Source organism: Streptomyces sp. NBC_00358, assembly GCF_036099295.1.
Classification (GTDB): Bacteria; Actinomycetota; Actinomycetes; order Streptomycetales; family Streptomycetaceae; genus Streptomyces.
This window is the reverse complement of sequence record NZ_CP107976.1, coordinates 6,676,280-6,701,337: the sequence shown is the minus strand read 5'-3', so window position 1 is coordinate 6,701,337 and position 25,058 is coordinate 6,676,280. Positions and strand designations below refer to the sequence as shown.

Below are 25,058 nucleotides of genomic sequence, written 5' to 3'. Positions count from 1 at the left end.
TTCGGGCTGTGGGCCCGATTACTTGATCAGGTAGATCGTGGCGAAAAGGCCGATCCAGACGACATCGACGAAGTGCCAGTAGTAGGACACGACGATGGCGGCGGTTGCCTGCTCGTGAGTGAACCTCCGAGCCGCGTAGGTGCGACCGAGGACCAGCAGGAAGGCGATGAGTCCGCCCGTCACATGCAGTCCGTGGAAGCCGGTGGTCAGGTAGAACACCGAGCCGTACGGGTCGGAGGAGAGCGAGAGCCCGTCCTTCTTGACCAGTTCGGTGTACTCGAAGACCTGACCGCCGATGAAGATCGCACCCATGATGAAGGTGACGATGAACCACATCCTGAGCTTCTTCACGTCCCCGCGCTCGGCGGCGAACACGCCGAGCTGGCAGGTCAGGGAGGAGAGCACCAGGATCGTGGTGTTCGTCGCGGAGAACGGAAGGTTGAGATGGCCTGCCATCTCCTTCCAGTGATCCGGCCCGGTCACCGATCGCAGGGTGAAGTACATCGCGAAGAGGGCCGCGAAGAACATCAGCTCGGAACTCAGCCAGATGATGGTTCCGACGCTGGTGAGGTTCGGCCGATTGACCGACGGGTGCGCGTGCCCGGTTTCTACTGTCGTTGCTGTCGCCACGACCGACATTATGTCGGTCGCTTATCCCGCCCTCACCCCGGGGGGTGCCGTTCGGGGTGTTGACGGGGTGTGTCCAGCCCGTATGGCCCATCGAAGCCCTGTCCGAACCGGTGTTGACGAGGTGTTCAAGGGAGTAGCATCCGCGCATCGGGCCGGGGACGATCAGCCCGATCGCTTGCTGTCCGTACGACGCTGACGTCTCGGAGGAAGAATGCAGCCGACCGCCACGGTGCTGGTCTACAGCGATGACTCCAACACCCGCGCACAGGTGCGGCTCGCCACTGGGCGCAGGCCCGCCCCGGACGTTCCCCTCGTCGAGTTCATCGAGTGCGCGACGCCGGCCGCCGTCATCAAGGAGCTGGACAAGGGCGGCATCGACGTCTGCGTCCTGGACGGCGAGGCGGTCCCGATGGGCGGCATGGGGATCTGCCGGCAGATCAAGGACGAAATCTTCAACTGCCCGCCCGCGCTGGTGCTCATCGGGCGCCCGCAGGACGCCTGGCTGGCCACCTGGAGCCGCGCGGACGCCGCGGTGACCCTTCCGGTCGACCCGGTGGAGTTCGCCGCCTCGCTGGCCTCCCTGCTGCGTCGCAGGAACCTGCAGAGCGCCTGAGGGACCCGGTCGGCCGAGCGCCGCGCCCCCTCCCTGGGGGCGCGGCCTTCGCACACACTCGGGGAGCGCGGCTTCACACGCTCTCGGGACGCAGCCTCGCGCGCTGGGCCGGGCTCGGCGCGTCCGGGGAGCCGCCCACCAGGGCGCTGCCCGCGCGCCAGCTCTTCCAGCCGAGGTTCCAGTCGCCGAACCCGTTGCCGAACGCGTCCATCGTCTTGCCGTCGGAGTTGACGACCTTGACTATGTCGCCCTCGTTGAACGTGTCGAAGAACCACTCGGCGTTCTCGGTGCTCATGCCGGTGCAGCCGTGGCTGACGTTGGCGTACCCCTGGGAGCCGGTCGACCAGGGCGCGGCGTGGACGTACTCGCCGCTCCAGGTGACCCGGGTCGCATAGCGCACCTCCAGGTCGTAGGAGTCCGAACTGCCCTCGGCGATACCGATGCTGGTACCGCGCATCCGTACGAGGGACTCCTTGCCGAGCACGACCTTGACGCCGTTGCGGGTGTCGAAGCCGGGCTTCCCGGTGGTGACGGGGATCTCCTTGATGTCCTGGCCGTCGCGGTAGACCGTCATGGAGTGCGTGGCGGCGTCGGTCATGGCGATCAGGCGGTCGCCCGTGGTGATCTTCACAGGCTTGGCGTCGCCGCCCCACAGGCGCTCGCCGATCCTGACGCCGGCGAGGTTGCTGTGTGCCGTGATGGTGGCGTGGACGGGCCAGTAGTCCTTGGGACGGTAGTGCAGCGTCTTGTCGTCCACCCAGTACCAGGTGCCGTCCACCGCGGGGGTGGAGTCGACCCTGAGGGCGCGTTCGACGACGGTGCGGGCCGCCTTGTCCTTGACGGGGGCGCTGAGTTCGGCGGTTATGGGCTGGCCGACGCCGTACTTGCCCGCCTTGGGCCCGAACTCGACGTTCAGCAGCTTCTTGGTCCTGGGCGTGCTGGTGTCGAAGCCGATGACCTTGCGGCCGGGGGCGCCGTCCTCGTCCTCCGTGCTCACACGGACCGTGTAGTGGGCGCCTGCGGCGAGCGGCGAGGTGCTGTGCCAGCGGCTGCCGTCGGCGGCCAGTTCGCCCGCGACGTAGCGTCCTGACGCGTCCGTGGCGGTCACGTCGGTGATGCGCCCGCTGTCACTCTCGGAGGTGATTTCCAGAGGCTTGTCGGGGTCGACCTTGGCCGACTTCCTACCGTCTCCGGCGAGGCCCTTGAACGAGATCTGTCCCGCCGCGTCGTACGGCTTCGCCGAGAGCGGGTGGCCGTCGGAGCCGCAGGCGGTGGCGCCCGCTCCGAGGGCGACCACCAGCGCGGTGCAGCTGACGACCGTGCGGATTCGCGGTGAGTGGTTCATGAGCTCACGTTATGAACGCTCGTCAAGCACGGCGCGCCGGGTGAGCCGAGTGAGGGACAGAAGCCGCGGCAAACGAGGGAGCCCGGACTCTCCTGACGGAGTGTCCGGGCTCCCGGGCGTTCAGCGCGTGCTACTGGGTGCGGTTCTCACCGTGGTAGTACTCGAAGACCCAGCCCCACAGGCCGAGCACGATGAGCGGTGCCGAGAAGTACAGCAGCCACCAGCCGAAGACGACGGAGGTGAAGGCGAGCGCGCCGCCGACCCCGAGCGAGAGCGGCTGCCAGCTGTGCGGGCTGAAGAAGCCCACCTCGCCGGCCTCGTCCGCGACGTCGGCCTCCTTGTTGTCCTGCGCGAGCTGGTCGACCCGCCGGGCCGTGAAGGCCAGGTAGTAGCCGATCATCATGCTGAGGCCGAAGCCCATGAAGAGGGCCGTGGTACCGGCCGGCTCCTTGGACCACACGCCGTAGACGATCCCCATGATGAGGATGAACACGGCCAGCCAGAGGAACATCTTGCCTTGGACCTTCACTTGCCGGCCTCCTTGCCACCAGCGAGGGACGCCGAACCGTGACCGGCGTTCTCGAGCTGGTCGAGAGCGGCGATCTCCGGGTGGTGCAGGTCGAACGCCGGGGATTCACTGCGGATCCGCGGCAGGGTGAGGAAGTTGTGCCGCGGCGGCGGGCAGGAGGTCGCCCACTCCAGCGAACGGCCGTAACCCCACGGGTCGTCGACCTCGACCTTCTTGCCGTACTTCGCCGTCTTCCACACGTTGTAGAGGAACGGCAGGATCGACAGGCCGAGCAGGAACGAGCTGATCGTCGAGATCGTGTTCAGCGCGGTGAAGCCGTCGGCCGCGAGGTAGTCCGCGTAACGACGCGGCATGCCCTCGGCACCCAGCCAGTGCTGCACCAGGAACGTGCCGTGGAAGCCCACGAACAGCGTCCAGAAGGTGATCTTGCCGAGACGCTCGTCGAGCATCTTGCCGGTCATCTTCGGCCACCAGAAGTGGAAGCCGGAGAACATCGCGAACACCACGGTGCCGAAGACGACGTAGTGGAAGTGCGCCACCACGAAGTAGGAGTCGGACACGTGGAAGTCCATCGGCGGCGAGGCCAGGATGACGCCGGTCAGACCACCGAAGGTGAAGGTGATGAGGAAGCCGACGGCCCAGAGCATCGGTGTCTCGAAGGACAGCGAGCCCTTCCACATCGTTCCGATCCAGTTGAAGAACTTCACGCCGGTCGGTACGGCGATGAGGAACGTCATGAAGGAGAAGAACGGGAGCAGAACGCCACCGGTGACGTACATGTGGTGCGCCCACACGGTCACGGAGAGACCGGCGATCGCGATGGTCGCGCCGATCAGGCCCATGTAACCGAACATCGGCTTGCGCGAGAACACCGGGATGACTTCGGAGATGATGCCGAAGAACGGCAGGGCGATGATGTACACCTCTGGATGGCCGAAGAACCAGAAGAGGTGTTGCCAGAGCAGGGCTCCGCCGTTTGCCGCGTCGAAGACATGCGCCCCGAATTTTCGGTCCGCCTCCAGCGCGAACAGCGCCGCCGCGAGGACGGGGAAGGCCAGCAGCACCAGGACCGCGGTGAGCAGCACGTTCCACACGAAGATCGGCATACGGAACATCGTCATGCCGGGAGCGCGCATGCAGATGATCGTGGTGATGAAGTTGACCGCGCCGAGGATGGTGCCGAAGCCGGAGAAGGCCAGACCCATGATCCACATGTCCGCGCCGATGCCCGGCGAGCGGACCGCGTCCGACAGCGGGCTGTAGGCGAACCAGCCGAAGTCGGCCGCGCCCTGCGGGGTGAGGAAGCCGCCGACGGCGAGCGACGAGCCGAAGAGGTACAGCCAGTAGGCGAACATGTTCAGCCGCGGGAACGCCACGTCGGGCGCGCCGATCTGGAGCGGCATGATCCAGTTCGTGAAACCGGCGAACAGCGGCGTCGCGAACATCAGCAGCATGATCGTGCCGTGCATCGTGAACGCCTGGTTGAACTGCTCGTTCGACAGGATCTGCAGTCCGGGACGCGCCAGTTCCGCACGCATCAGCAGCGCCATGACGCCACCGATGAGGAAGAACGCGAACGACGTCACCAGATAGAGCGTGCCGATCGTCTTGTGGTCAGTGGTGGTGAGCCACTTGATCACGACGCTGCCGGGCTGCTTGCGCCGTACGGGCAGCTCGTTCTCGTACGAGTCTTCGGCTGCGTCGGCACCCTGGGGTTCGTTGAGGATGCTCACAGGTTGTTCGTCTCCCGGTTCTTCTCGTGGCCCGTCTGCTCAATGCCGGCCGGGACGTAACCGGTCTGTCCCTTGACCGCGAGCTGCTTGAGGTGGGCCTCGTAGCGCTCGGGGGAGACGACCTTCACGTTGAAGAGCATCCGGGAGTGGTCGACGCCGCACAGCTCGGCGCACTTGCCCAGGAAGGTGCCCTCGTGGTTCGGGGTCACCTGGAACGAGTTGGTGTGCCCCGGGATGACGTCCTGCTTCATGAGGAACGGCACCACCCAGAAGGAGTGGATGACGTCACGCGAAGTGAGGACGAAGCGGACCGTCTTGCCCTCGGGGAGCCAGAGGGTCGGACCGGGGTTGCCGGTCTGCGGGTTCTTCGTGGCGGGCGTGCCGACGTCGTAGACACCGCCGGCGTTCGCCGGGAAGTCCTTCTTGAACCGGTCCGGAATGGCGGCCAGGTTCGGGTCGGTCTTGGCGTTCCCGGTGGAACCGGGGACGTTCTCGATGTAGTTGAAGCCCCAGCTCCACTGGAAGCCGACCACGTTGACCGTGACGTCGGGCTTCGGGCTGAGGCTGAGCAACTTCGTCTCATCGCGCGCGGTGAAGTAGAACAGCACCGAGACGATGATGAGCGGGACCACCGTGTACAGCGCCTCGATGGGCATGTTGTACCGGGTCTGCGGAGGAACTTCGACCTTGGTCCGGCTGCGCCGGTGGAAGATGACACTCCACAGGATCAGGCCCCAGACCAGCACGCCCGTGGCGAGCGCGGCCGCCCACGAGCCCTGCCAGAGGGAGAGGATCCGCGGAGCCTCCTCCGTGACCGGGGTGGGCATACCAAGGCGGGGGAAGTCTTCCCAGTTGTACGAGCAACCAGTGGCTGTCGCCAGGACCAGGCCCGCAGTCATTGCCTGCAGCAGCTTCCGCCGCATCGGGCGCCGCGGCGAGCGGTCGGAGCCGTTGGGACTCACGTAGCGCCTTCCCGAGAGTCTCGCCCGCGCTGTTGGCTGCGGCCTTCTCGCTGGTCCGGTCGCCGCCCTGCGTCGGGCAGGGGTTTGGATGTTTATGCGGACCAAACCCTACTGGACGCTATTTGGGGTCGCGCGGGGAGGGTGCCCAACGCGCCGCCCGACTCCCCGAAGGAGTGCTGTTTCGCCTGGGAGGCACTCCGCGGACTCCTGGAATGCCCCAGTCCGGATGGCTTCTGACGCCCCCTTGGGAGCACGGGCTAGCGTGGTGGCGTGTCCTACTTCGACGCCGCGTCCGCGGCTCCGCTGCACCCCGTCGCCCGACAGGCCCTGCTGGCCTCGCTCGACGAGGGGTGGGCCGATCCCGCCCGCCTCTACCGTGAGGGCCGGCGGGCCCGGCTGCTCCTCGACGCGGCGCGCGAGGCGGCGGCCGACGCGGTGGGCTGCCGCCCCGACGAACTGGCCTTCACCGCCTCCGGCACCCGCGCGGTGCACTCCGGGATCGAGGGTGCCCTGGCGGGCCGACGGCGCGTCGGAAACCACCTGATCGTGTCAGCCGTCGAACACTCGTCGGTACTCCATTCGGCAGACGCCCACGAGGCGTCGGGCGGCGCGGTGACCCGGGTCCAGGTCGACCGCGCGGGCCGGATGTCCCCTTCTTCCTTTGCCGCGACCCTGCGCCCCGACACCGCTCTGGCCTGTCTCCAGTCCGCCAACCACGAGGTGGGCACGGAGCAACCGGTGGCCGAGGTAGCACAGATGTGCCGGGAGGCGGGGACGCCCCTGCTGGTGGACGCGGCGCAGTCTTTGGGCTGGGGACGGGTGGAGGGCGACTGGTCCCTGCTGACGGCGAGCGCCCACAAATGGGGCGGCCCCGCGGGTGTCGGACTGCTCGTCGTACGCAAAGGGGTGCGGTTCGCGTCCCAAGGGCCCGCGGACGAGCGGGAGTCGGGGCGGGCGGCGGGGTTCGAGAACATCCCGGCGATCGTGGCGGCGGCGGCTTCGCTGCGAGCCGTCCGCGCGGAGGCGGCCGTGGAGGCGGTACGGCTGCGTGAACTGACGGAGCGGATCCGCGCACGGGTGCCCGCACTGGTGCCGGATGTCGAGGTGGTCGGCGACGCGGTCCGCCGGCTCCCGGGGATCGTCACCTTCTCCTGTCTCTATGTCGACGGGGAGACCCTGCTGCACGAACTGGACCGGGCGGGCTTCTCGGTCTCCTCGGGCTCGTCCTGTACGAGCAGCACCCTCACGCCCAGCCATGTCCTGAAGGCCATGGGCGTCCTGAGTGAGGGCAACGTGCGGGTGTCGCTGCCGCCCGGCACCCCGGAGGAGGACGTCGACCGCTTCCTCGCCGTCCTCCCGGGCGTGGTCTCGGGGGTCCGCGAGAAGCTGGGCGCGCCGACGGCGGTGACGAAGGTCCCCGCGGCCGTCGACGCGATCGTCGTCGACGCGCTGGGCAGGCGCTGCCCGATCCCCGTCATCGAGCTGGCCAAGGTCATCGGGGACGTGCCGGTCGGCGGCACGGTCCGGGTCCTGTCCGACGACGAGGCGGCCCGCCTCGACATCCCCGCGTGGTGCGAGATGCGGGGCCAGGAGTACGTCGGCGAGGAGGGGGCGGACCACGGCTCGGCGTATGTCGTCCGCCGGCTGTCCTAGGACCTGCCCGGCCGTTCCCGCCGGGCTCGCGAGACGGGTCAGGACATCCGCGGGGCGGGGCGGGTTCCCGCTGCCGCCCGGGCGAGCCGGGCCCGGACCTCCTTGCGGCGGAGGCGGGCCCGGCTCCTTGCCTAGGAGAGGTGCGCGCGGACCTCGGCGGCGGCCTCGTGGCCGTACGCCTTGGTGAAGCGGTCCATGAAGTGGGTGCGGCTCAGCTGGTACTCCTGCGTGCCGACCGTCTCGATGACCAGGGTGGCGAGCATGCAGCCGACCTGGGCGGCGCGCTCCAGGGAGACGCCCCAGGCGCGACCGGAGAGGAAGCCGGCGCGGAACGCGTCGCCGACGCCGGTCGGGTCCGCCTTGAGCTCCTCCTCGGGGCAGCCGACCTCGATCGGGTCGTCGCCCGCGCGCTCGATGCGCACACCGCGCGAGCCGAGGGTGGTGACCCGGTGGCCGACCTTGGAGAGGATCTCCTCGTCGGTCCAGCCCGTCTTGGACTCGATGAGCCCCTTCTCGTACTCGTTCGAGAAGAGGAACGTCGCGCCGTCCAGCAGGACCCGGATCTCGTCGCCGTTCATCCGCGCGATCTGCTGCGAGAAGTCGGCGGCGAACGGGATCGCGCGCGTGCGGCACTCCTCGGTGTGGCGCAGCATGCCCTCGGGGTCGTCAGCGCCGATCAGGACGAGGTCGAGTCCGCCGACCCGGTCCGCGACGGCCTTGAGCTCGATGAGGCGGGCCTCGCTCATCGCGCCGGTGTAGAAGGAGCCGATCTGGTTGTGGTCGGCGTCCGTGGTGCACACGAAGCGGGCGGTGTGCAGCACCTCGGAGATACGGACGGAGGCGGTGTCGACACCGTGCCGGTCCAGCCAGGCGCGGTACTCGTCGAAGTCGGAGCCCGCGGCCCCGACCAGGATCGGACGGGTACCGAGCTGGCCCATACCGAACGCGATGTTCGCGCCGACCCCTCCCCGGCGGACGTCGAGGTTGTCGACCAGGAAGGAGAGGGAGACCGTGTGCAGCTGATCGGCGACCAACTGGTCGGCGAAGCGGCCGGGAAAGGTCATGAGGTGGTCGGTGGCGATGGAGCCGGTGACTGCGATACGCACGGCTAGGACACACTCCTGCGAGGGGAGGGGATTGACAGTTAACGCTACCGGGTCCGCGCACGACCCCTGAAGGGCCAAAACTACCCGATAGTAGATCTTTCTTCGTGACGGCAACGGTGCATACGGTTCCGGTATGACGAACCTCAAGGTCCATGACACCGCTCCGCTCGGCCCGGTCAGTGACCTGGAAGGCGATCTGGCGTCGCTGCGCGGCGACTGCGCCCGGATGGCCGGCCACTGGTCGGCTCCCGCACCGGTCCCTCCCCTTCACGTCTCCCTCTCCCTCATCCACGGGGTGACCGTCCCGCCCACCTCCGCCCGGCTGCTGGACGCGATGTCCGACTACGGCGACTGATCGGCCTCGGCCCGAGCGGCGCCGCCGTACGGGTGAGAGCCCGGCGGCGCCGAACGGGTGAAGTCGGAGAGCGCTCGCAGGGAACCGTGCGCTCCCCCGCTGCGTCCCATCGCTGTCCCCCGTATAGGGGATGCGCCATACGACCCTGGAGTGCCCGTCATTGACAGGGCCGGGTCATAGGACAGCAGTGGAGCCGAAGGAGCGATGCGGTGGGCACCGAGCGACCCGACAACGACGTGACCGATCCCGGCGAAGGTCCCGCCGAGGACGCGGTCGCGGGTCCCGCCGAGGACGCGGCGGACGGGTCCGCCGGTGGACCCGCCGAGGGCACCACCGACGGAACGACCGCGCGCCCTGGCGAGGGCGCCGCCGAAGATCCCGGCGAGCGCCCGCCCGGGAGCCCCGGCGGAGGCCCCGCCGTGGCGACGACCGACGCTCCCGGCGAAGGTCCTGCCGAGGACAGCGCCGAGGGCCCTGGCGGAAGCCCCGCCGCGGGGGCGGCCGAAGGTACTGCCGCGGGCGGCACCGAAGGGACGGCTGACGCTCCCGGCGCAAGCCCCACCGAAGGGCCGGCCGAAGGCACTGCCGAGGACAGCGCCGAAGGGACGGCCGGCGGTCCCGGCCCGAGCAGCGCCGAGCAGACGGGCGAAGGTCCCGGTGCAAGCCCCGCCGAAGGGCCGACCGAAGCCACTGCCGAGGACAGCGCCGAAGTGACGGCCGACAGTTCCGGCCGGAGCAGCACCGAGGAGACGGGCGAAGGTCCCGGCGAGAGCAGCACCGAAGGAACGGCCCCGGGCCTCGCCGAGGGCAGTACCGAAGGGACGGCCCAGGGTCCCGGCGGAAGCCCTGCCGAAGGTTCGGCCGAAGGCCCGGTCGGAAGCCCCGCCGACGAGAGGACGGCCGGCGGTCCCGGCCGGAGCGGCACCGACGGGACGGCCCGAGGCCCCCGCAAGAGCAACGCCGAGGGGACTGCCGAAGGCCCCCGTGAGGGCGGTGTCGAAGGTGTGGGCGGAAGCACCGGCGAAGACGGGTCCGACGGGTCTCCCGGAGGAGACGGTGTCACGGGCGCCCGCGAGAACGCCGGCGCAGGGGAGCGTGAGGGCGCTCTCGTCGAGGGTGTCGGCGGCCTTGCCGCAGGTTCCGTGCCCGGGGGTGTCGGGCCGGGTGCGCGGCGTCGGCGGCGGACCCCGATGGCCGTCGCCTCGGTCGTCGCGGCCGTGCTGATCGTCGGGGGCGGCGGAGCCTACGTCGCCGCGACGGCCTCCGGTGGCGGCCGTTCCGGTGCGGCCGGCGACGGCTCCGCTCCCCCGCGGCTCGCCCTCGACGGCTACACCACGGGCACCGGGGCCACGGGCGGCACCGCGGGCATCGCGCCCGGAGAGCCGGACCCCTACGGCACGACCTATCACGCGTCCGGCTCGCTCCCGGCGGGACCGGGCTCGGCGCGCGTCCAGTGGGCCGAGGGCACGGTGACCCGGGCCGAGGTGGCCCGGCTCGCGAAGGCGCTGGACCTGGCGGGCACCCCGCGGCTCGTCGGGGACGCCTGGACGGTCGGCACCGGCAAGGACGGCGCCGAGCCGAACCTGCGGGTGAACGTGAACGCCCCCGGGACCTGGACCTTCAGCTCCTACCTTCCCGGGACCGACAACTGCCCCAAGGGCAAGCCGTGCCGGACCGTCGGCTCCGGCTCCCTGGCCGGGATGGGACCGGGCCCGGTGAGCGAGGCGGCGGCCGAGAAGGCGGCGGCGCCGGTGCTGAAGGCCGTCGGCCAGGACGACGCGAAGACGGACGCGAGCCAACTCATGGGCCAGGTAAGGGTGGTGAACGCCGACCCGGTGATCGGCGGGCTGCCCACGTACGGGTGGACGACCGGCCTGCAGATCAACGTGGAGGGTCATGTCATCGGCGGCAGCGGCCAGTTGAAGGAGCCGGTGGGGGGCGACGCGTACCCGGTCGTCAGCGCGGGCAAGACCCTGGACCTGATGAACAAGTCGGCGTCGGCGTCGGGCGACCGGCGCATGGGCATCGGCGGCTGCGCCAGCCCCGTACCGCTGAAGGACCGGGACGAGATGCCGTGCGAGCACCCGACCCCGGCACCGCAGCCGCAGTCGGTGACCGTCGAGAAGGCCACCTTCGGACTGGCCGCGCACCGCGCGAACGGGCGGCAGGTGCTCGTGCCGTCCTGGCTGTTCGAGGTGCGGTCGCCGAGCGCGAGCGACACGTACACCGTGACGCATCCGGCGGTCGACCCGAAGTTCCTGGACCCGGGGACACCGTCGGCCTCACCGTCGGTGCCCGTGTGGCGGCCGAGCGCCGATCCGAGCGGGCCGCGGGACCAGCCGTCCTCACCGGCGGCCACCCGTGACGTCGCCGTCCAGGGCTACACGGCGGACGGCAGCGACCTGACGGTCGTCTTCACCGGCGGAGTGTGCGCCGACTACACCGCGTCGGCGAGCGAGAGCTCCGGCAAGGTGACCGTGACCGTGACGGAGAAGCCCTGGAAGAACACGGTCTGCATCATGATCGCCAAGATCTACCGGAAGACGGTGCACCTGGACAAGCCGCTCGACGGCCGCGCGGTGGTGGGGACGAACGGCAAGGCGGTCCACCACGGGAACTTCGGTCTGCCCGAGACATCCACGGCGAAGTCGGCGCGGTAGCGGTAGCGCGGTACCCGATACGCGGAGGTTCCGGATACGCGAAGGCGGCGTCCCCGTCAAAGGGGGACGCCGCCTTCGTCCGTACTCGGCGTGTACGTACGCGTTCGGCCGGAGCCGTGAGCCGCGGGCTCGGCTCAGTGGCAGTCGGGGCCGGCCGATCACGGGCCCGGACGGTCCCGGGCCCCGCCGGTCGCGGATTAGCTGAAGGAGTCGCCGCAGGCGCAGGAGCCCGTCGCGTTCGGGTTGTCGATCGTGAAGCCCTGCTTCTCGATGGTGTCCACGAAGTCGATCGAAGCGCCGCCCAGGTACGGGGCGCTCATGCGGTCGGTGACGACCTTCACACCGTCGAAGTCCTTGACGACATCGCCGTCGAGCGAACGCTCGTCGAAGAAGAGCTGGTATCGCAGGCCGGAGCAGCCGCCGGGCTGAACGGCGACGCGCAGCGCCAGGTCCTCGCGGCCTTCCTGGTCGAGCAGGGCCTTGACCTTGCCCGCGGCGGCGTCGGACAGCATGATGCCGTCGCTCACGGTGGTGGTCTCGTCCGATACGGACATCTGCTTCTCTCCCGGGTTGTACGGAGACTGCTTGCCGACGGTTGCAACCGGCGGGGCCGCGGATTCATTCCGGGCCGAGCTCATGTCTTTTGCCTTCTCTCTTCATGCTCGCACATGCGCCCCCGCACGAACACCGGCCTGTGGACAACGCCACGGACGCCCGGGTGTCACCCGCCGGAGAGGCGATCGGGATTCACGTCACATGGACGCTATGGCCATCGTCAACGTGACGTGAAGCGGTTATGATAGATAGCGTCAAATCGACGAAAAGGCATCGTTCCGCCGGGCCGCTCCCCTAGGAGCCCGGCGACCCGCAGAACAGAAAGGGTGCGTGTCGTGACCACCGCCCAGACCCAGGAGCTCGACGTACAGCCGACGCCCCTCGCCCTGCTGCTGCTCGGCCGTGAGGCCGACGCGAGGAGCGAGCGAGGCGTCGAGTGCCCCGGCGACCTGCCCTCGCCGTCCGACCCGGACCTGGTCGAGCGCGCCCGCGCGGCCAAGGAGAAGCTCGGCGACAAGGTCTTCGTGCTCGGCCACCACTACCAGCGCGACGAGGTCATCCAGTTCGCGGACGTCACGGGCGACTCGTTCAAGTTGGCCCGGGACGCGGCGGCCCGTCCGGAGGCCGAGTACATCGTCTTCTGCGGTGTGCACTTCATGGCGGAGTCCGCCGACATCCTCACGGGCGACGCCCAGAAGGTCGTCCTGCCGGACCTCGCCGCCGGCTGCTCGATGGCCGACATGGCCACCGCCGAGCAGGTCGCCGAGTGCTGGGACGTACTGACCGAGGCCGGCATAGCCGAGCAGGTCGTGCCCGTCTCGTACATGAACTCGTCCGCGGACATCAAGGCGTTCACCGGCAAGCACGGCGGCACGATCTGTACGTCGTCCAACGCCCAGCGGGCCCTTGAGTGGGCCTTCGAGCAGGGTTCGCAGGTGCTGTTCCTCCCCGACCAGCACCTCGGCCGCAACACCGCCGTCCGTGACCTGGGCATGTCCCTGGACGACTGCGTGCTCTACAACCCGCACAAGCCCAACGGCGGACTGACCACGGAGCAGCTCCGCTCCGCGAAGATGATCCTGTGGCGCGGCCACTGCTCGGTGCACGGCCGCTTCAGCGTGGACTCGGTGAACGACGTGCGCGAGCGCATCCCCGGCGTCAACGTCCTCGTGCACCCCGAGTGCAAGCACGAGGTCGTCGCGGCGGCGGACTACGTCGGCTCGACGGAGTACATCATCAAGGCCCTGGAGGCCGCCCCGGCCGGCTCCAAGTGGGCGATCGGCACGGAGCTGAACCTCGTACGGCGCCTGGCGAACCGTTTCGCGCCCGAGGGCAAGGAGATCGTCTTCCTCGACAAGACGGTGTGCTTCTGCTCGACGATGAACCGCATCGACCTGCCGCACCTGGTGTGGACCCTGGAGTCGCTCGCCGAGGGCAACCTCGTCAACCGCATCGAGGTCGACAAGGAGACCGAGGCGTTCGCGAAGCTGGCGCTGGAGCGGATGCTGGCGCTGCCGTAGACCTGACGGCTCGACGGCAAGGGGCGCCCCTCATGACCGAGGGGCGCCCCTTGCCGTGTCGCCGGTCCGCTCAGCAGTATAGGTTGGCTCCCTGCGCGACGCCGAGGATCGACGTGAAGCGCTGGTAGGCGTCCACGCGGCTCTGCACCTGCGCGGGGTTCCTGCCGTCGCACTCCAGCGAGCCGTTGATGCTGCGGATGGTCTGGCCGAAGCCGGCGCTGTTGACCATCGCGTTGTGCGGGGTCATCGTGCCGGGGCCCGACTGGGTGTTCCAGTACCAAAGACCCGTCTTCCAGGCCACGGCCGCGTCGTTCTGCACCAGCCAGGGGTTGCCCAGCAGGTCGATGCCGAGCGCGTCGCCCGCCGCCTTGTAGTTGAAGTTCCAGCTGAGCTGGATCGGACCCCGCCCGTAGTACGCCGCCTGCCCGGCCGGACAGCCGTAGGACTGGCTCCAGTCGCAGTACGTCGGATAGTTGGCGGTGTTCTGCTCCACCACGTACACGAGCCCGCCGGTCTCATGACTGACGTTGGCGAGGAACGCGGCGGCCTCCTGCTTCCTGACCGTGTCACTGCCGGTCGTGGCGAAGGCGGGATAGGCGCCGAGCGCGGCGGTCAGTCCGCTGTAGGTGTAGAAGGAGTTCCTGTTCGGGAACATCTGGTTGAACTGGGTCTCGGAGACGACGAATCCGCTCGGGGTGCCGCCCCCGGTGGCCGGGGCCGTCCACTTCTGGTTCGCGCCGCCGGTGCAGGTCCAGATCTGCAGCCGGGTGGAGTTGGCCGAGTTGTTCCCGGTGACGTCGACACACTTGTCGGCCTGGGGGTTCACGATGTCCCGGGCGGCTGTGACGACCCACTTCTGGTTGGGGCCGCCGTTGCAGTCCCAGAGCTGGAGCTGGGCACCCGAGGCGGTCGAGTTGCCGGTGACGTCCAGGCACTTGCCGAGCGCCCGGACCGTTCCGTCCGCACCGACGTTCCACTGCTGCGCGGCGGTGCCGTTGCAGTCGTAGAGCTGGACGGCCGTGCCGTTGGCGGTGCCCGCGCCGGCCACGTCGACGCACTTGCCCGCGAGGCCGCTGATCTGCCCTGTTGCGGCCGCCGCGGGCGAGGCCGGGAGCACGCTCAGCAGTCCGAGTGCGAGAGTGCCGACCGCGGCGTACGCCGCACGCCTCCATCGAAGTTGCATGCCCATGTCATACCTTTCGCCGAGGTGTGCTCCGGTCGCCCTGGTGGGGGGTCGAAAGAGTTGTGTTCACCCGTTGTTTTAAGGCGCGAGCAAAGGCCCGTCAAGACTTTGGTATGGACCAATTCCGGGAGGCTCGGGTGTGGCCGAGATCCCGGCGGTCCCGGTGTGGCCGGAAAGCGGTGGGCCCCCGCCCCGGCGTGTGAACGCCGGGGCGGGGGCCCTTTCCTGCGATCGGCTCAGACTCCGGCCGGTTCGGGGGACTTGTCCTCGTCACCGACGGCGCTCTCGCCGGACTCGCCCGGCTCGGCGTTCTCCGCCGCCGGCTCCCGCTTCGCCGCCCGCTTCTTCGCCCGGCGCTCCTTGCGCAGTTCGAGCATCGCGTAGAGCGTCGGAACGAGCAGCAGCGTCAGCAGCGTCGATGTGATGAGACCGCCGATCACGACCACCGCGAGCGGCTGCGCGATGAAGCCGCCCTCACCGGTCACGCCCAGCGCCATCGGCAGCAGCGCGAAGATCGTCGCCAGCGCCGTCATCAGGATCGGGCGAAGCCGGTGCCGGCCGCCCTCGATCACGGCCTCGACCACGCCATGACCCTGTGCGCGGTACTGGTTGATGAGGTCGATCAGCACGATCGCGTTCGTCACCACGATGCCGATGAGCATCAGCATGCCGATCATCGCGGGAACACCCATCGGGGTACCCGTGACGACGAGCAGGCCGATCGCGCCGGTCGCCGCGAACGGGATCGACACCAGCAGGATCAGCGGCTGGACCAGCGAGCGGAACGTCGCCACCAGCAGCATGAAGACGATCGCGATCGCCGCGAGCATCGCCAGGCCGAGGTTCTTGAACGCGTCGCTCTGGTCCGACGAGACACCGCCGATCGACGCCGTGGCACCGGCGGGCAGCTTCAGCGTCTTGAGCTTCGCCGTGAGGTCCGCGCTGACCGCGCCGGTGTTGTCGCCGGTCGGCTTGGCCGTGATCGTGGCGGCCCGCTGGCCGTCGATCCGGGTCATCGCGACCGGTCCGTCGACCAGCTTCACGTCGGCGATGTCACCGAGCTTCACCGCGCCGAGCCGCAGCCCGCGCAGCTCCTGGAGCGTGCCGACCGGCTCGGCGGTCTTGATGACCACGTCCCGCTCGGTGTTGTCCAGGATCGCCTTGCCGGTGGTCGTGCCGCGCACCGCCTGGGTGACGGCCGCGCCGAGCGTGGCCTCGTTGAAACCGGCCGCCGCCGCCTTGGAGTTGGCGGTGACCGAGATGCGCGGCACGCTCTGGGAGAGGTCGCTCGTGACGTCGGTGACGTCGTCGAGCTTGGCCACCTCGTCGCGGACCTGGCCGGCCGCCTTGCGCAGGACGTCGCCGTCCGCCGCCTTCACGACGACCTTGAGGTCCTGGCTGCCGAACCCGTTGCCGGCCGAGACCGTGAGGGTGCCGGCGCCGGAGAGCCCGCCGAGCCCCTTCTCGATACGGGCCTGGACGTCCTTGGAGGACGCGGAGTCCTCCAGCATGACCTGGTACGACGCCTGGTTGGTGTCCGTACCGCCGCCGAAGGCCGCCAGGAAGCCGGACGAACCGATGGTGACCTGGTAGTCCTTGACGCCCTTGACGCCCGCGAGGACCTTCTCGACCTTCCGCGTCTGCGTGTCGGTCGCGGCCAGGCTGGTGCCCGGCTTCAACGCCTGCTTGACGGTGAGGACTTCCTGCTCGCCCTGGTCGAAGAAGTTCGTCTTCAGCAGGGGCGCCATACCGAACGTGCCGACGAGGATGGCGGCCGCGATCAGCACGCTGGTCAGCCGGCGACGGGTCGCGAAGCGCAGGACGGGGACGTAGAAGCGCTGCAGACGGCTGCGCTCCTCCTTCTCCTCGGCCAGGCGCCGGGCCTCCTCGGCGTCCGCCGGGGTGCCCTTGGGAGCGCGCAGGAACCAGTACGAGAGCACCGGGACGACCGTCAGCGAGACGAGCAGGGACGCGAGGAGCGCCGCCGTGACCGTCAGGCTGAAGGAGCCGAACAGTTCGCCGACCATGCCGCCGGTCAGACCGATCGGCAGGAAGACGGCGACCGTGGTGAGCGTCGAGGAGGTGACCGCGCCGGCCACCTCGCGCACCGCCGTGAGGATCGCCTCCTGGCGCTCCTCGCCGTACCCGAGGTGCCGCTTGATGTTCTCCAGGACGACGATCGAGTCGTCGACGACCCGGCCGATCGCGATGGTGAGCGCGCCCAGCGTCAGCATGTTGAGCGACAGGTCACGGGTCCACAGCACGACCAGGGCCAGCACCACGGACAGCGGGATGGACACCGCGGTGACCAGCGTCGAACGCACCGACGCGAGGAAGAGCAGGATGACCAGGACCGCGAAGAGCAGGCCGAGGGCGCCCTCGGTGGTCAGCCCGTGGATGGACTTGGAGACCGCCGGGCCCTGGTCGCTGACGACGGTGATCGCCGATCCCGTGCCCAGGTCGGCCCGCAGGCCGGGCAGCTTCTTCTTGACCGCGTCGGAGATGGCGACCGCGCTGCCGTCGTGGGACATGGTGACGGTCACCGCGAGGCTCGGGCGGCCGTCGGTACGCGTGATGGAGTCGGCCTTGGCCTCCTCCTGCTTGACGGTGGCGACACTGCCGAGGCGCACGGGCTTCTTGCCGGGCAGCCCCGTGACCATCAGGTCCTGGATCTGCTTCAGCGAGGTGAAGCCGCCGCCGACCCGCACGGTGCGGTTGCTGCCGCCCTCGTCGAACGAGCCGGCCGGAACGGTCGCCCCGCCCGCCTGGAGCGTCTGGCCGAGGGCGGCCGTGGTGAGACCCGCCTGCGCCATCTTCTTGTCATCGGGCGTGACGGTGACCTGGAGGTCCCGCACACCGGCGACATCGACCCGGCCGACGCCGTCGATGCCCTCGAGGGTGGGGACGACCGTGCGGTCGAGCCGGTCGGCCAGGGCCTGCTGGTCCTGGCCGGAGGTGACGGCGAGGACGACGGTCGGGATGTCGTCCGTCGAACCGGCGATGACCTGCGGGTCGACGCTGTCGGGGAGCTGGGCGCGGGCCCGGTTGACGGCCTGCTGGACGTCGGCGACGAGCTGCTTGGTGTCGTTGCCGTAGTCGAAGGACGCCATGATGACGGCGTTGCCCTCGCTCGCGGTGGAGGTGACACCGGTGATGCCGTCGACGGCCTGGAGGCTGTTCTCGACGGGCTCGACGACCTGCTTCTCGACCACATCCGGAGACGCACCCTGGTACGGCGCGAGCACGGACACCACGGGCAGTTCGATGGTGGGCAGCAGCTGCTGCTTGAGCTGGGGGATCGCTATCGCCCCGAAGACGAGCGCGATGATCGACATCAGCCCTATGAGGGCCCGCTGCGCGAGGCTGAATCTGGACAGCCAGGACATGGGTGGTGGGTCTCTCTTCTGTGGTTCGAGCGGAATGCGGGGGACGGGGGAACTCCCCACGTCACACCCTGGTCCATGAACGGGCGACGATCCGTAGCCCCTGGGTCCATTTCCTAACCGGGAACCTACTCCAGGCGCAGTACGCCCAGGTAACGCTCAGTCCACCCTCGGGCGTACCAGACCGGACTCGTACGCGATGACGACCAGTTGTGCCCGGTCACGGGCGCCGAGCTTGGCCATGGCGCGGTTGACGTGTGTCTTCACCGTGAGCGGACTCACTTCGAGACGCTCGGCGATCTCGTCGTTGGAGTGGCCCGCGGCGACCTGGACGAGCACCTCGCGCTCGCGCCCGGTGAGCGCGTCGAGCCGCTCGGCGCGGGCGGTCCCGCGTCCGTCGTCGGCGCCGTCGCCCTGCGCGAGGAACCTGGCGATCAGCCCCTTGGTCGCCGCCGGGGACAGCAGCGCCTCACCGCCGGCCGCGATCCGGATGGCGTTCAGCAGTTCCTCGGGCTCGGCGCCCTTGCCGAGGAATCCGGACGCGCCGGCCCGCAGCGACTGCACGACGTACTCGTCGACCTCGAAGGTCGTCAGCATCACGACCCGGACGTGCGCGAGGCCCGGGTCGGCGGTGATCAGCCGGGTGGCGGTGAGGCCGTCGGTCCCGGGCATCCGGATGTCCATCAGCACCACGTCGGCCCGCTCGTCCCGGGTCACCGCCACGGCCTGGGCGCCGTCGGACGCCTCGCCCACGACCTCCATGTCGGGCTCCGAGTCGACCAGCACACGGAACGCGCTGCGCAGCAGCGCCTGGTCGTCGGCGAGCACGACACGGATGGTCATACGGGGTCCCCCAGCGCAGGCGTGCGGTTCTCGACCGGAAGGATCGCATGGACGCGGAAGCCGCCCCCGTACCGGGGACCGGCCGTGCAGCTCCCGCCGATCGCGGTGGCCCGTTCCCGCATGCCGAGCAGCCCGTGGCCGCCGCCCTCGTCGTCGCCGGTGTCCTGTCCGGGCGGGTTTCCGGGCCCGTTGTCGAGGACGGTCACCTCCACCATCGGCCCGACCCGGACCACGCTGACCTCGGCCTTCGCCCCGGGGCCCGCGTGCTTGCGCACATTGGTCAGGGCCTCCTGGATCACCCGGTACGCGGCGAGGTCGGCGGCCGCGGGCAGCACGGTGCCGGCGTCGGAGCGGGCCACCTCGACGGGGAGCCCCGCGTTGCGGAAGGTGTCCGCGAGTTCGTCGAGCCGGGCCAGCCCGGGGGCGGGCTCGGTCGGGGCCTCGGGGTCGCCGGACTGGCGCAGCAGGCCCACGGTGGCGCGCAGTTCGTTCAGCGCCGACCGGCTGGCCTCCCGCACGTGGGCGAGCGCCTCCTTGGCCTGGTCCGGGCGCTTGTCCATCACATGGGCGGCCACTCCGGCCTGCACGTTGACCAGGGCGATGTGGTGGGCGACGACGTCGTGCAGATCGCGGGCGATCCGCAGCCGCTCCTCGGCGACCCGGCGGCGCGCCTCTTCCTCGCGGGTGCGTTCGGCCCGTTCGGCCCGTTCCCTGATCGCGTGCACGAAGGCGCGCCGGCTGCGGACGGCGTCGCCCGCCGCGGCGGCCATGCCGGTCCAGGCGAACACGCCGAGGTTGTCCTGCGCGTACCAGGGCAGCGGCCCGGCGAGCATCGCGACCGCCGTGAGGACCGTCATGGTGACCAGGCCGACGCGCCAGGTCGTGGGGCGGTCGGTGGCCGAGGCCACGGTGTAGAGGGCGACGACGGCGGACATCGCGACGGGGGCGCGGGGGTCGGCGGTCACCAGCTCCACCAGGGAGACGGCGACGGTCGCCGCGAGGACCTTCATCGGGGCGCGGCGGCGGAAGACCAGGGCCGCGGAGCCGAGGACCATGAGGGCGAGGCTGAGGGCGTCCGGGGTGCGGGCGCCCCAGGTCGTGCCGTCGGCCCCGTGCGGGTCGACGAAGGAGCCGGCCATCATGCTGACCAGGACGCCCGAGGCGAGGCCGGCGTCCAGGGCGAGGGGGTGGGCCCGCAGCCAGTCCCTCATGCGCTCCAGGGTGCTCACCCGCCCAACGGTACGGGGCCCCGCCGGGCCTGAACCCACCCGGTACGGCCCCGCCCGACCCCGCTCGGGAAGCCGCTCAAGCGGCTCGGGAAGGTGGGCGGGCCGCGTTCCCTTCCGTGGGGAAGGGGCGCGGGTTCAGCCGGGGATCAGGCCGTCGTCGCTCAGCATGTCCCGGACCTCGTCGAGCGTGGCGTCCGGAGACGGGAGGATGAGCTCCGACGGCTCCAGGGCGTCGTCGGGGAGCGGGGTCCCGGCGCGGCGCACCGCGTCCAGAAGCGCTCCCAGCGTGCGGCGGAAGCCGGACTCGTCACCCCTCTCCATTTCGGCGAGCAGCTCGTTGTCCAGCTTGTTCAGGGTGGTGAGGTGGCCGTCGTCCAGCCTCACCTGCCCCTCCCCCATGATCCGTACGATCATGTCGCCCTCCTCAGGCGTGGGCCCGGTAGGTCACTGCTTGTCGAAGCGCGGAGTGTCCTGGGGCTGCGACGACGGCTGGGACTTGCCCGTGCCGCCCTCGATGGCCTGCTGCTGCGCCGACGAGCCGCCGGCCAGCTCCGCCTTCATGCGCTGAAGCTCCAGCTCCACATCAGTACCACCGGAGAGCCGGTCCAGCTCGCTCTGGATGTCGTCCTTGGCCAGCCCGGACTGGTCGTCGAGGGCTCCGGACGCGAGCAGCTCGTCGATCGCGCCGGCCCGCGCCTGGAGCTGCGCGGTCTTGTCCTCGGCCCGCTGGATGGCCATGCCGACGTCGCCCATCTCCTCGGAGATGCCGGAGAAGGCCTCTCCGATCCGGGTCTGCGCCTGGGCCGCCGTGTACGTGGCCTTGATCGTCTCCTTCTTCGTACGGAAGGCGTCGACCTTGGCCTGAAGCCGCTGGGCCGCGAGGGTGAGCTTCTCCTCCTCGCCCTGCAGGGTCTGGTGCTGCGTCTCCAGGTCCGTGACCTGCTGCTGGAGGGCTGCGCGGCGGGACAGCGCCTCACGGGCCAGGTCCTCGCGGCCGAGCGCGAGGGCCTTGCGGCCCTGGTCCTCCAGCTTGGAGGACTGGTTCTGGAGCTGGTTCAGCTGCAGTTCGAGACGCTTGCGGCTGGTCGCCACGTCGGCGACACCGCGCCGGACCTTCTGGAGCAGCTCCAGTTGCTTCTGGTATGAGTAATCGAGGGTTTCGCGCGGGTCCTCGGCCCGGTCAAGGGCCTTGTTCGCCTTCGCGCGGAAGATCATCCCCATACGCTTCATGACACCGCTCATGGGCTTCGCGCGCCCCCTTCTGACGGACTCCAGCTCCAGGTACTGCAACAGGACCCACAGTACGGGCCCTGCATCCATTACCGCACTGTTCGGGGACGGATGCGCTCATCCCCAAGGACGACTGCGCCCACCACCGCTCCGGCGTGAGGAGTAGGTGCCACCCGGGGGCCACCCGGAGCGACATCCCCTCTGTCCCACTACAGACGCACGGTGTTGCCGGATCGTTCCCCACTCGATCGACGTCCATGCCCGCCGACCCCGTACCCTTGGGTTTTGTGTTCCGTAGCCGCGCGAAGGAAGAGAAGGCCCCCGCCGACAAGGCGGCGGTGACCGACTCCAAAGTGACCCGTGACCCTCAGGCCCCCAAGGGCCGCCCCACGCCGAAGCGCAGTGAGGCCCAGACCCAGCGCCGCAGCGTCGCCCAGACGCCGACGACGCGCAAGGAGGCGGCCAAGCGGCAGCGTGACGACCGCCGTGTCCAGATGGAGCGCCAGCGCCAGGCGCTGGCCAACGGCGACGAGCGCTACCTGCCCGCTCGCGACAAGGGCCAGGTACGCCGGTTCGCGCGTGACTTCGTGGACTCGCGGTTCTGCATCGCCGAGTTCTTCCTGCCACTGGCCGTGGTCATCCTCGTCCTGAGCGTGGTGCCGAACGTCGCGCTCAAGAACGTCGCGCTGCTGCTGTGGGCGGTCATCATCGTGATGATCGTGGTCGACTCGGTCCTCATCGCGGTCCGTCTGCGGAAGCGGCTGGCCACGCGCTTCCCCGACCAGCCCACGAAGGGCGCGGTGCGCTACGCGCTGATGCGCACTCTCCAGATGCGTCGACTCCGGCTTCCGAAGCCGCAGGTCAAGCGCGGAGAGCGGCCCTGAGCACGACGTCATTCTCCGGGGGCGCGGCGGATGCCTGGCTGAGCAAGCTGGGCGGGCTGCGGAATGTCGTACGACAGGAGCTGGTGGCCCGGCAGCTCGACGAGCAGATAACCGGGCGGTACCCGGTGGGGCAGCGCCTGCGGGTGCTGGACGTCGGGACCGGGCAGGGCACCCAGGCCCTGCGGCTCGCCCGCGCCGGCCACCAGGTGACCGGGCTCGAACAGGACCCGGCGATGCTGTCCGTGGCCCGGCAGGCGCTGGCCGCCGAGCCCGAGGGCATCCGCGGCCGGGTGCGCCTCATCGAGGGTGACGGGCGCGAGACCGGCGTGCACTTCCTGCCGGGCAGTTTCGACGTGGTGCTGTGCCATGGCGTCCTGATGTACGTCGAGGACCCGGACGCGCTGCTGGCGGGCCTGGCACGGATGCTGGCCCCGGGCGGGCTGCTGTCGGTGCTGGTGCGCAACGCCGACGCGCTGGCCATGCGGCCCGGACTCGGCGGGGACTGGCCGTCGACGCTGGCCTCGTTCGACACCACCGCGTACACGAACCGGCTGGGACTCGACGTCCGGGCCGACCGGCTCGCCACATTGACCGGCACGCTCGCCGGGATCGGTGCGCCGCTGCACGCCTGGTACGGGGTGCGGGTGTTCACGGACACGGCGGCCGACGGCGCGCCGGTTCCGCCGGACGCGGAGACGCTGCTGGCCGCGGAGGAGCGGGCCGGGCGGACGGATCCGTACCGTCAGGTGGCGGCGCTGCTGCACCTGTGCGGTGTGCGGGGCTGACCCCCCCCCTCTCCGGGCGGGTCCGGGACGACCCCTTCGGGGCGGGACGGAACGACCCGGGCGGGCCCCGGACGCTCCGGGGCCACCGGGACTCCCGGCCCGGCAGAGCCGAAGGCCGACCCGCCCCCGGCGAACCCGGCCGGCTGCCGTCCCCCGCGGAACCGGACGACGGCCCCGACCTGTCGTGCCCGGCAGGGGCGGACGACGAGGGGCCGACCTGGCGGTGACGGGTTGCCTGGGTGTGCCGTGTTGTCGCTCGGGTGGGCGCCGGGGCGGGCGGTGACGGGTTGCCGGGGTGTGGCCCGGCAACCCCTACCGGCCTACTCCGGTTCGGCGTGCAGGCTCATCGGACCGTAGATCTGCGTGCTGTCCTCGAAGAGGAACACCTGGTCCGCGCCGCCCGCCAGAAGGTCCTTCCACACCTCACCGATCCAGGACTCGGCATCGCCCTGGGTGGTGAACTCCTCGGGCTGCACCGCGGGTTGGACCTCTGTCCCGTCGGACTTCTCGAACCGCCACGTCCATGCCGCCATGTACGCCTCCAAGGTGTGAGCACACTGCACAGCGGAAGCCGGACAAGATCCGTCTCCCGTCAGAAGCCTAGCCGGACGCGCAAGACCTGCGGGGACACGCAAAAATCGGCGACGTGGAACTGACTCTGCTCGGCACCGGTGCCCCCGCGGGCCTGCCCCGCCCCGACTGTCCCTGCGCCGCCTGCGCGACCGCGCTCGGCGAGAGGGCGCGGGCGGCCACCGCGCTGCTCGTGGACGGCACACTGCTCCTCGACCTCACCCCCGGCGCCGCGTTCGCGGCCGCCCGCGCCGGACACTCGCTGGGCGGCGTACGGCAGGTACTGCTCTCGCACCCGCACGACGGACCCGCCGTGGAGGTGCCGGCCGGGCTCCCGCAGCCCGGCCGGGTGCCCGACGGACGGGAGTTGGCGCTGCTGACGGGACACCGGGTACGGGCGGTGCCGATGGACGCGCCCGGCACCGGGTACGCGGTGACCGGCCCGGACGGGCGGCGGCTGCTGTACCTGCCGCCGGGTGCGGCCCCGGCCGGTCTGGACGAGAAGGGCGACGCCTACCACATGGTCCTGCTCGACGTGGTGGGACGTCCTGACGCCCTGGCGAAGCTGCGCGCGGTGGGCGCGGTCGACCCGACGACGGACGTGATCGGCGTACACCTCGACCATGACGTGCCGCCGGGCCCCGAACTGCGGCGGCGGCTGGCCGCGGCGGGCGCGCGGGCCGTGCCCGACGGGACGACGCTCGACGTGGGTGTCTACGAGGACGTACCCGATGTGCCACGCAGGACGCTGGTGCTCGGCGGAGCGCGTTCGGGCAAGTCGGTGGAGGCGGAACGGCGGATGGAGGCCTTCCCCGACGTCGTGTACGTCGCCACGGGAGGGTCCCGCAACGGGGACTGCGAGTGGGCGCAGCGCGTCAGCGCCCACCGTGAGCGGCGGCCCGGTTCCTGGCGCACCCTCGAAACCTGCGACCTCGTGCCCCTCCTCGCGGAGGACGGCCCGCCCCTGCTCGTGGACTGTCTCTCGCTGTGGCTGACGGACGCCATGGACACGGTGAACGCCTGGGACGACGCCGAGTGGTCCGGTGGAGGCGAACGGGCCCTGCGCGCCCGGGTGGAGGAGCTCGTCGGCGCGGTCCGGGCCACCCGTCGCACGCTCGTCGCCGTCTCCAACGAGGTCGGCTCGGGCATCGTCCCCGCCACCGCCTCCGGGCGCCGCTACCGCGACGAACTCGGGCGGCTGAACGCGGGGTTCGCCGGGGAGTGCGAGCACGTGCTGCTGGTGGTGGCGGGTCAGGCCCTGAAGCTGCGGGGCTGACCCGGCCCGCCCTC

At 70.3% G+C, this 25,058-nt stretch carries 22 protein-coding genes; 8 read left to right on the top strand and 14 right to left on the bottom strand.

Annotation, left to right across the window (positions count from 1 at the left end):
- Window positions 1–18 precede the first annotated feature (18 nt).
- Window positions 19–639 (bottom strand): aa3-type cytochrome oxidase subunit III, encoded by a 621-nt coding sequence (ctaE, locus tag OHT01_RS28510; RefSeq protein ID WP_328555967.1) that lies wholly within the window; start codon window positions 637–639, stop codon window positions 19–21.
- 202 nt (window positions 640–841) lie between these two features.
- Here ctaE and OHT01_RS28505 point away from each other — a divergent pair, with 202 nt between their 5' ends.
- Window positions 842–1,243, top strand: a complete 402-nt coding sequence (locus OHT01_RS28505) for a hypothetical protein (protein WP_328555966.1) — start codon at window positions 842–844, stop codon at window positions 1,241–1,243.
- A 73-nt stretch (window positions 1,244–1,316) separates the two neighbouring features.
- Here the strand turns inward: OHT01_RS28505 and OHT01_RS28500 are convergent, their stop codons facing one another.
- The 4 genes from OHT01_RS28500 to ctaC form a co-directional block, all read right to left on the bottom strand.
- Window positions 1,317–2,588 (bottom strand): L,D-transpeptidase, encoded by a 1,272-nt coding sequence (locus OHT01_RS28500; RefSeq protein ID WP_328555965.1) that lies wholly within the window; start codon window positions 2,586–2,588, stop codon window positions 1,317–1,319.
- 130 nt (window positions 2,589–2,718) lie between these two features.
- Complete coding sequence (locus OHT01_RS28495) at window positions 2,719–3,117, bottom strand: cytochrome c oxidase subunit 4 (protein ID WP_328555964.1); 399 nt, start codon at window positions 3,115–3,117, stop codon at window positions 2,719–2,721.
- Complete coding sequence (gene ctaD, locus OHT01_RS28490) at window positions 3,114–4,850, bottom strand: aa3-type cytochrome oxidase subunit I (RefSeq protein ID WP_328555963.1); 1,737 nt, start codon at window positions 4,848–4,850, stop codon at window positions 3,114–3,116. Before ctaD ends, OHT01_RS28495 begins: the two co-directional genes overlap by 4 nt.
- Entirely contained in the window at window positions 4,847–5,812 is a 966-nt protein-coding gene (gene ctaC, locus OHT01_RS28485) for an aa3-type cytochrome oxidase subunit II (RefSeq protein ID WP_328555962.1), read from the bottom strand. Before ctaC ends, ctaD begins: the two co-directional genes overlap by 4 nt.
- A 270-nt stretch (window positions 5,813–6,082) precedes the next feature.
- Between ctaC and OHT01_RS28480 the strand changes: the two genes are divergently transcribed.
- Window positions 6,083–7,465: a cysteine desulfurase/sulfurtransferase TusA family protein gene (locus OHT01_RS28480; protein WP_328555961.1), complete on the top strand. Its 1,383-nt coding sequence runs from the start codon at window positions 6,083–6,085 to the stop codon at window positions 7,463–7,465.
- A gap of 131 nt (window positions 7,466–7,596) precedes the next feature.
- Here the strand turns inward: OHT01_RS28480 and OHT01_RS28475 are convergent, their stop codons facing one another.
- Window positions 7,597–8,571 (bottom strand): carbohydrate kinase family protein, encoded by a 975-nt coding sequence (locus tag OHT01_RS28475; RefSeq protein ID WP_328555960.1) that lies wholly within the window; start codon window positions 8,569–8,571, stop codon window positions 7,597–7,599.
- Window positions 8,572–8,704: 133 nt separating this feature from the next.
- Here OHT01_RS28475 and OHT01_RS28470 point away from each other — a divergent pair, with 133 nt between their 5' ends.
- Both OHT01_RS28470 and OHT01_RS28465 read left to right on the top strand, forming a co-directional pair.
- On the top strand, window positions 8,705–8,926 hold the full coding sequence (locus tag OHT01_RS28470; protein WP_328555959.1) for a hypothetical protein: 222 nt from the start codon (window positions 8,705–8,707) through the stop codon (window positions 8,924–8,926).
- Between the two features lie 209 nt (window positions 8,927–9,135).
- Window positions 9,136–11,586 (top strand): hypothetical protein, encoded by a 2,451-nt coding sequence (locus tag OHT01_RS28465; protein ID WP_328555958.1) that lies wholly within the window; start codon window positions 9,136–9,138, stop codon window positions 11,584–11,586.
- A gap of 197 nt (window positions 11,587–11,783) precedes the next feature.
- Here OHT01_RS28465 and OHT01_RS28460 read toward each other — a convergent pair whose 3' ends face one another.
- Window positions 11,784–12,140, bottom strand: coding sequence for a HesB/IscA family protein (locus OHT01_RS28460; RefSeq protein ID WP_328555957.1), 357 nt, complete (start codon window positions 12,138–12,140; stop codon window positions 11,784–11,786).
- Window positions 12,141–12,476: 336 nt separating this feature from the next.
- Here OHT01_RS28460 and nadA point away from each other — a divergent pair, with 336 nt between their 5' ends.
- Window positions 12,477–13,661 carry a quinolinate synthase NadA gene (gene nadA, locus OHT01_RS28455; RefSeq protein ID WP_328555956.1) on the top strand — a complete coding sequence of 395 codons (1,185 nt, stop codon included), beginning with the start codon at window positions 12,477–12,479 and terminating at the stop codon, window positions 13,659–13,661.
- A 70-nt stretch (window positions 13,662–13,731) separates the two neighbouring features.
- Here the strand turns inward: nadA and OHT01_RS28450 are convergent, their stop codons facing one another.
- From OHT01_RS28450 to OHT01_RS28425, 6 genes are all read right to left on the bottom strand, one after another.
- Window positions 13,732–14,844, bottom strand: a complete 1,113-nt coding sequence (locus OHT01_RS28450) for a glycoside hydrolase family 19 protein (RefSeq protein ID WP_328555955.1) — start codon at window positions 14,842–14,844, stop codon at window positions 13,732–13,734.
- A gap of 236 nt (window positions 14,845–15,080) precedes the next feature.
- On the bottom strand, window positions 15,081–18,230 hold the full coding sequence (locus tag OHT01_RS28445; protein ID WP_328555954.1) for an efflux RND transporter permease subunit: 3,150 nt from the start codon (window positions 18,228–18,230) through the stop codon (window positions 15,081–15,083).
- A gap of 156 nt (window positions 18,231–18,386) precedes the next feature.
- Complete coding sequence (locus OHT01_RS28440; RefSeq protein WP_328555953.1) at window positions 18,387–19,070, bottom strand: response regulator transcription factor; 684 nt, start codon at window positions 19,068–19,070, stop codon at window positions 18,387–18,389.
- Window positions 19,067–20,299, bottom strand: a complete 1,233-nt coding sequence (locus OHT01_RS28435) for a sensor histidine kinase (RefSeq protein WP_328555952.1) — start codon at window positions 20,297–20,299, stop codon at window positions 19,067–19,069. Before OHT01_RS28435 ends, OHT01_RS28440 begins: the two co-directional genes overlap by 4 nt.
- Window positions 20,300–20,434: 135 nt before the next feature.
- Window positions 20,435–20,713, bottom strand: a complete 279-nt coding sequence (pspAA, locus tag OHT01_RS28430; RefSeq protein ID WP_328555951.1) for a PspA-associated protein PspAA — start codon at window positions 20,711–20,713, stop codon at window positions 20,435–20,437.
- A gap of 30 nt (window positions 20,714–20,743) precedes the next feature.
- The gene (locus OHT01_RS28425) at window positions 20,744–21,541 is read right to left on the bottom strand and encodes a PspA/IM30 family protein (RefSeq protein WP_328558301.1); all 798 of its coding nucleotides are present in this window, start codon (window positions 21,539–21,541) and stop codon (window positions 20,744–20,746) included.
- Window positions 21,542–21,786: 245 nt separating this feature from the next.
- Between OHT01_RS28425 and OHT01_RS28420 the strand changes: the two genes are divergently transcribed.
- Window positions 21,787–22,413: a DUF3043 domain-containing protein gene (locus OHT01_RS28420; protein ID WP_328555950.1), complete on the top strand. Its 627-nt coding sequence runs from the start codon at window positions 21,787–21,789 to the stop codon at window positions 22,411–22,413.
- A gap of 83 nt (window positions 22,414–22,496) precedes the next feature.
- The gene (locus tag OHT01_RS28415; RefSeq protein ID WP_328555949.1) at window positions 22,497–23,198 is read left to right on the top strand and encodes a class I SAM-dependent methyltransferase; all 702 of its coding nucleotides are present in this window, start codon (window positions 22,497–22,499) and stop codon (window positions 23,196–23,198) included.
- A 320-nt stretch (window positions 23,199–23,518) separates the two neighbouring features.
- Here the strand turns inward: OHT01_RS28415 and OHT01_RS28410 are convergent, their stop codons facing one another.
- The gene (locus OHT01_RS28410; RefSeq protein ID WP_261706966.1) at window positions 23,519–23,731 is read right to left on the bottom strand and encodes a hypothetical protein; all 213 of its coding nucleotides are present in this window, start codon (window positions 23,729–23,731) and stop codon (window positions 23,519–23,521) included.
- Between the two features lie 113 nt (window positions 23,732–23,844).
- On the opposite strand from OHT01_RS28410, the gene OHT01_RS28405 reads away from it, so the two are divergent.
- Window positions 23,845–25,044: a bifunctional adenosylcobinamide kinase/adenosylcobinamide-phosphate guanylyltransferase gene (locus tag OHT01_RS28405; RefSeq protein WP_328555948.1), complete on the top strand. Its 1,200-nt coding sequence runs from the start codon at window positions 23,845–23,847 to the stop codon at window positions 25,042–25,044.
- Window positions 25,045–25,058 lie beyond the last annotated feature (14 nt).

What these genes read in the sequence shown, in the direction of transcription:
- pspAA (WP_328555951.1), bottom strand. Translation starts at nt 20,713, where the DNA reads ATGATCGTACGGATCATGGGGGAGGGGCAGGTGAGGCTGGACGACGGC.
- OHT01_RS28460 (WP_328555957.1), bottom strand. Translation starts at nt 12,140, where the DNA reads ATGTCCGTATCGGACGAGACCACCACCGTGAGCGACGGCATCATGCTG.
- OHT01_RS28420 (WP_328555950.1), top strand. Translation starts at nt 21,787, where the DNA reads ATGCCCGCCGACCCCGTACCCTTGGGTTTTGTGTTCCGTAGCCGCGCG.
- OHT01_RS28425 (WP_328558301.1), bottom strand. Translation starts at nt 21,541, where the DNA reads ATGAGCGGTGTCATGAAGCGTATGGGGATGATCTTCCGCGCGAAGGCG.
- OHT01_RS28500 (WP_328555965.1), bottom strand. Translation starts at nt 2,588, where the DNA reads ATGAACCACTCACCGCGAATCCGCACGGTCGTCAGCTGCACCGCGCTG.
- OHT01_RS28470 (WP_328555959.1), top strand. Translation starts at nt 8,705, where the DNA reads ATGACGAACCTCAAGGTCCATGACACCGCTCCGCTCGGCCCGGTCAGT.
- OHT01_RS28440 (WP_328555953.1), bottom strand. Translation starts at nt 19,070, where the DNA reads ATGACCATCCGTGTCGTGCTCGCCGACGACCAGGCGCTGCTGCGCAGC.
- OHT01_RS28450 (WP_328555955.1), bottom strand. Translation starts at nt 14,844, where the DNA reads ATGCAACTTCGATGGAGGCGTGCGGCGTACGCCGCGGTCGGCACTCTC.
- OHT01_RS28505 (WP_328555966.1), top strand. Translation starts at nt 842, where the DNA reads ATGCAGCCGACCGCCACGGTGCTGGTCTACAGCGATGACTCCAACACC.
- ctaE (WP_328555967.1), bottom strand. Translation starts at nt 639, where the DNA reads ATGTCGGTCGTGGCGACAGCAACGACAGTAGAAACCGGGCACGCGCAC.
- OHT01_RS28410 (WP_261706966.1), bottom strand. Translation starts at nt 23,731, where the DNA reads ATGGCGGCATGGACGTGGCGGTTCGAGAAGTCCGACGGGACAGAGGTC.
- OHT01_RS28445 (WP_328555954.1), bottom strand. Translation starts at nt 18,230, where the DNA reads ATGTCCTGGCTGTCCAGATTCAGCCTCGCGCAGCGGGCCCTCATAGGG.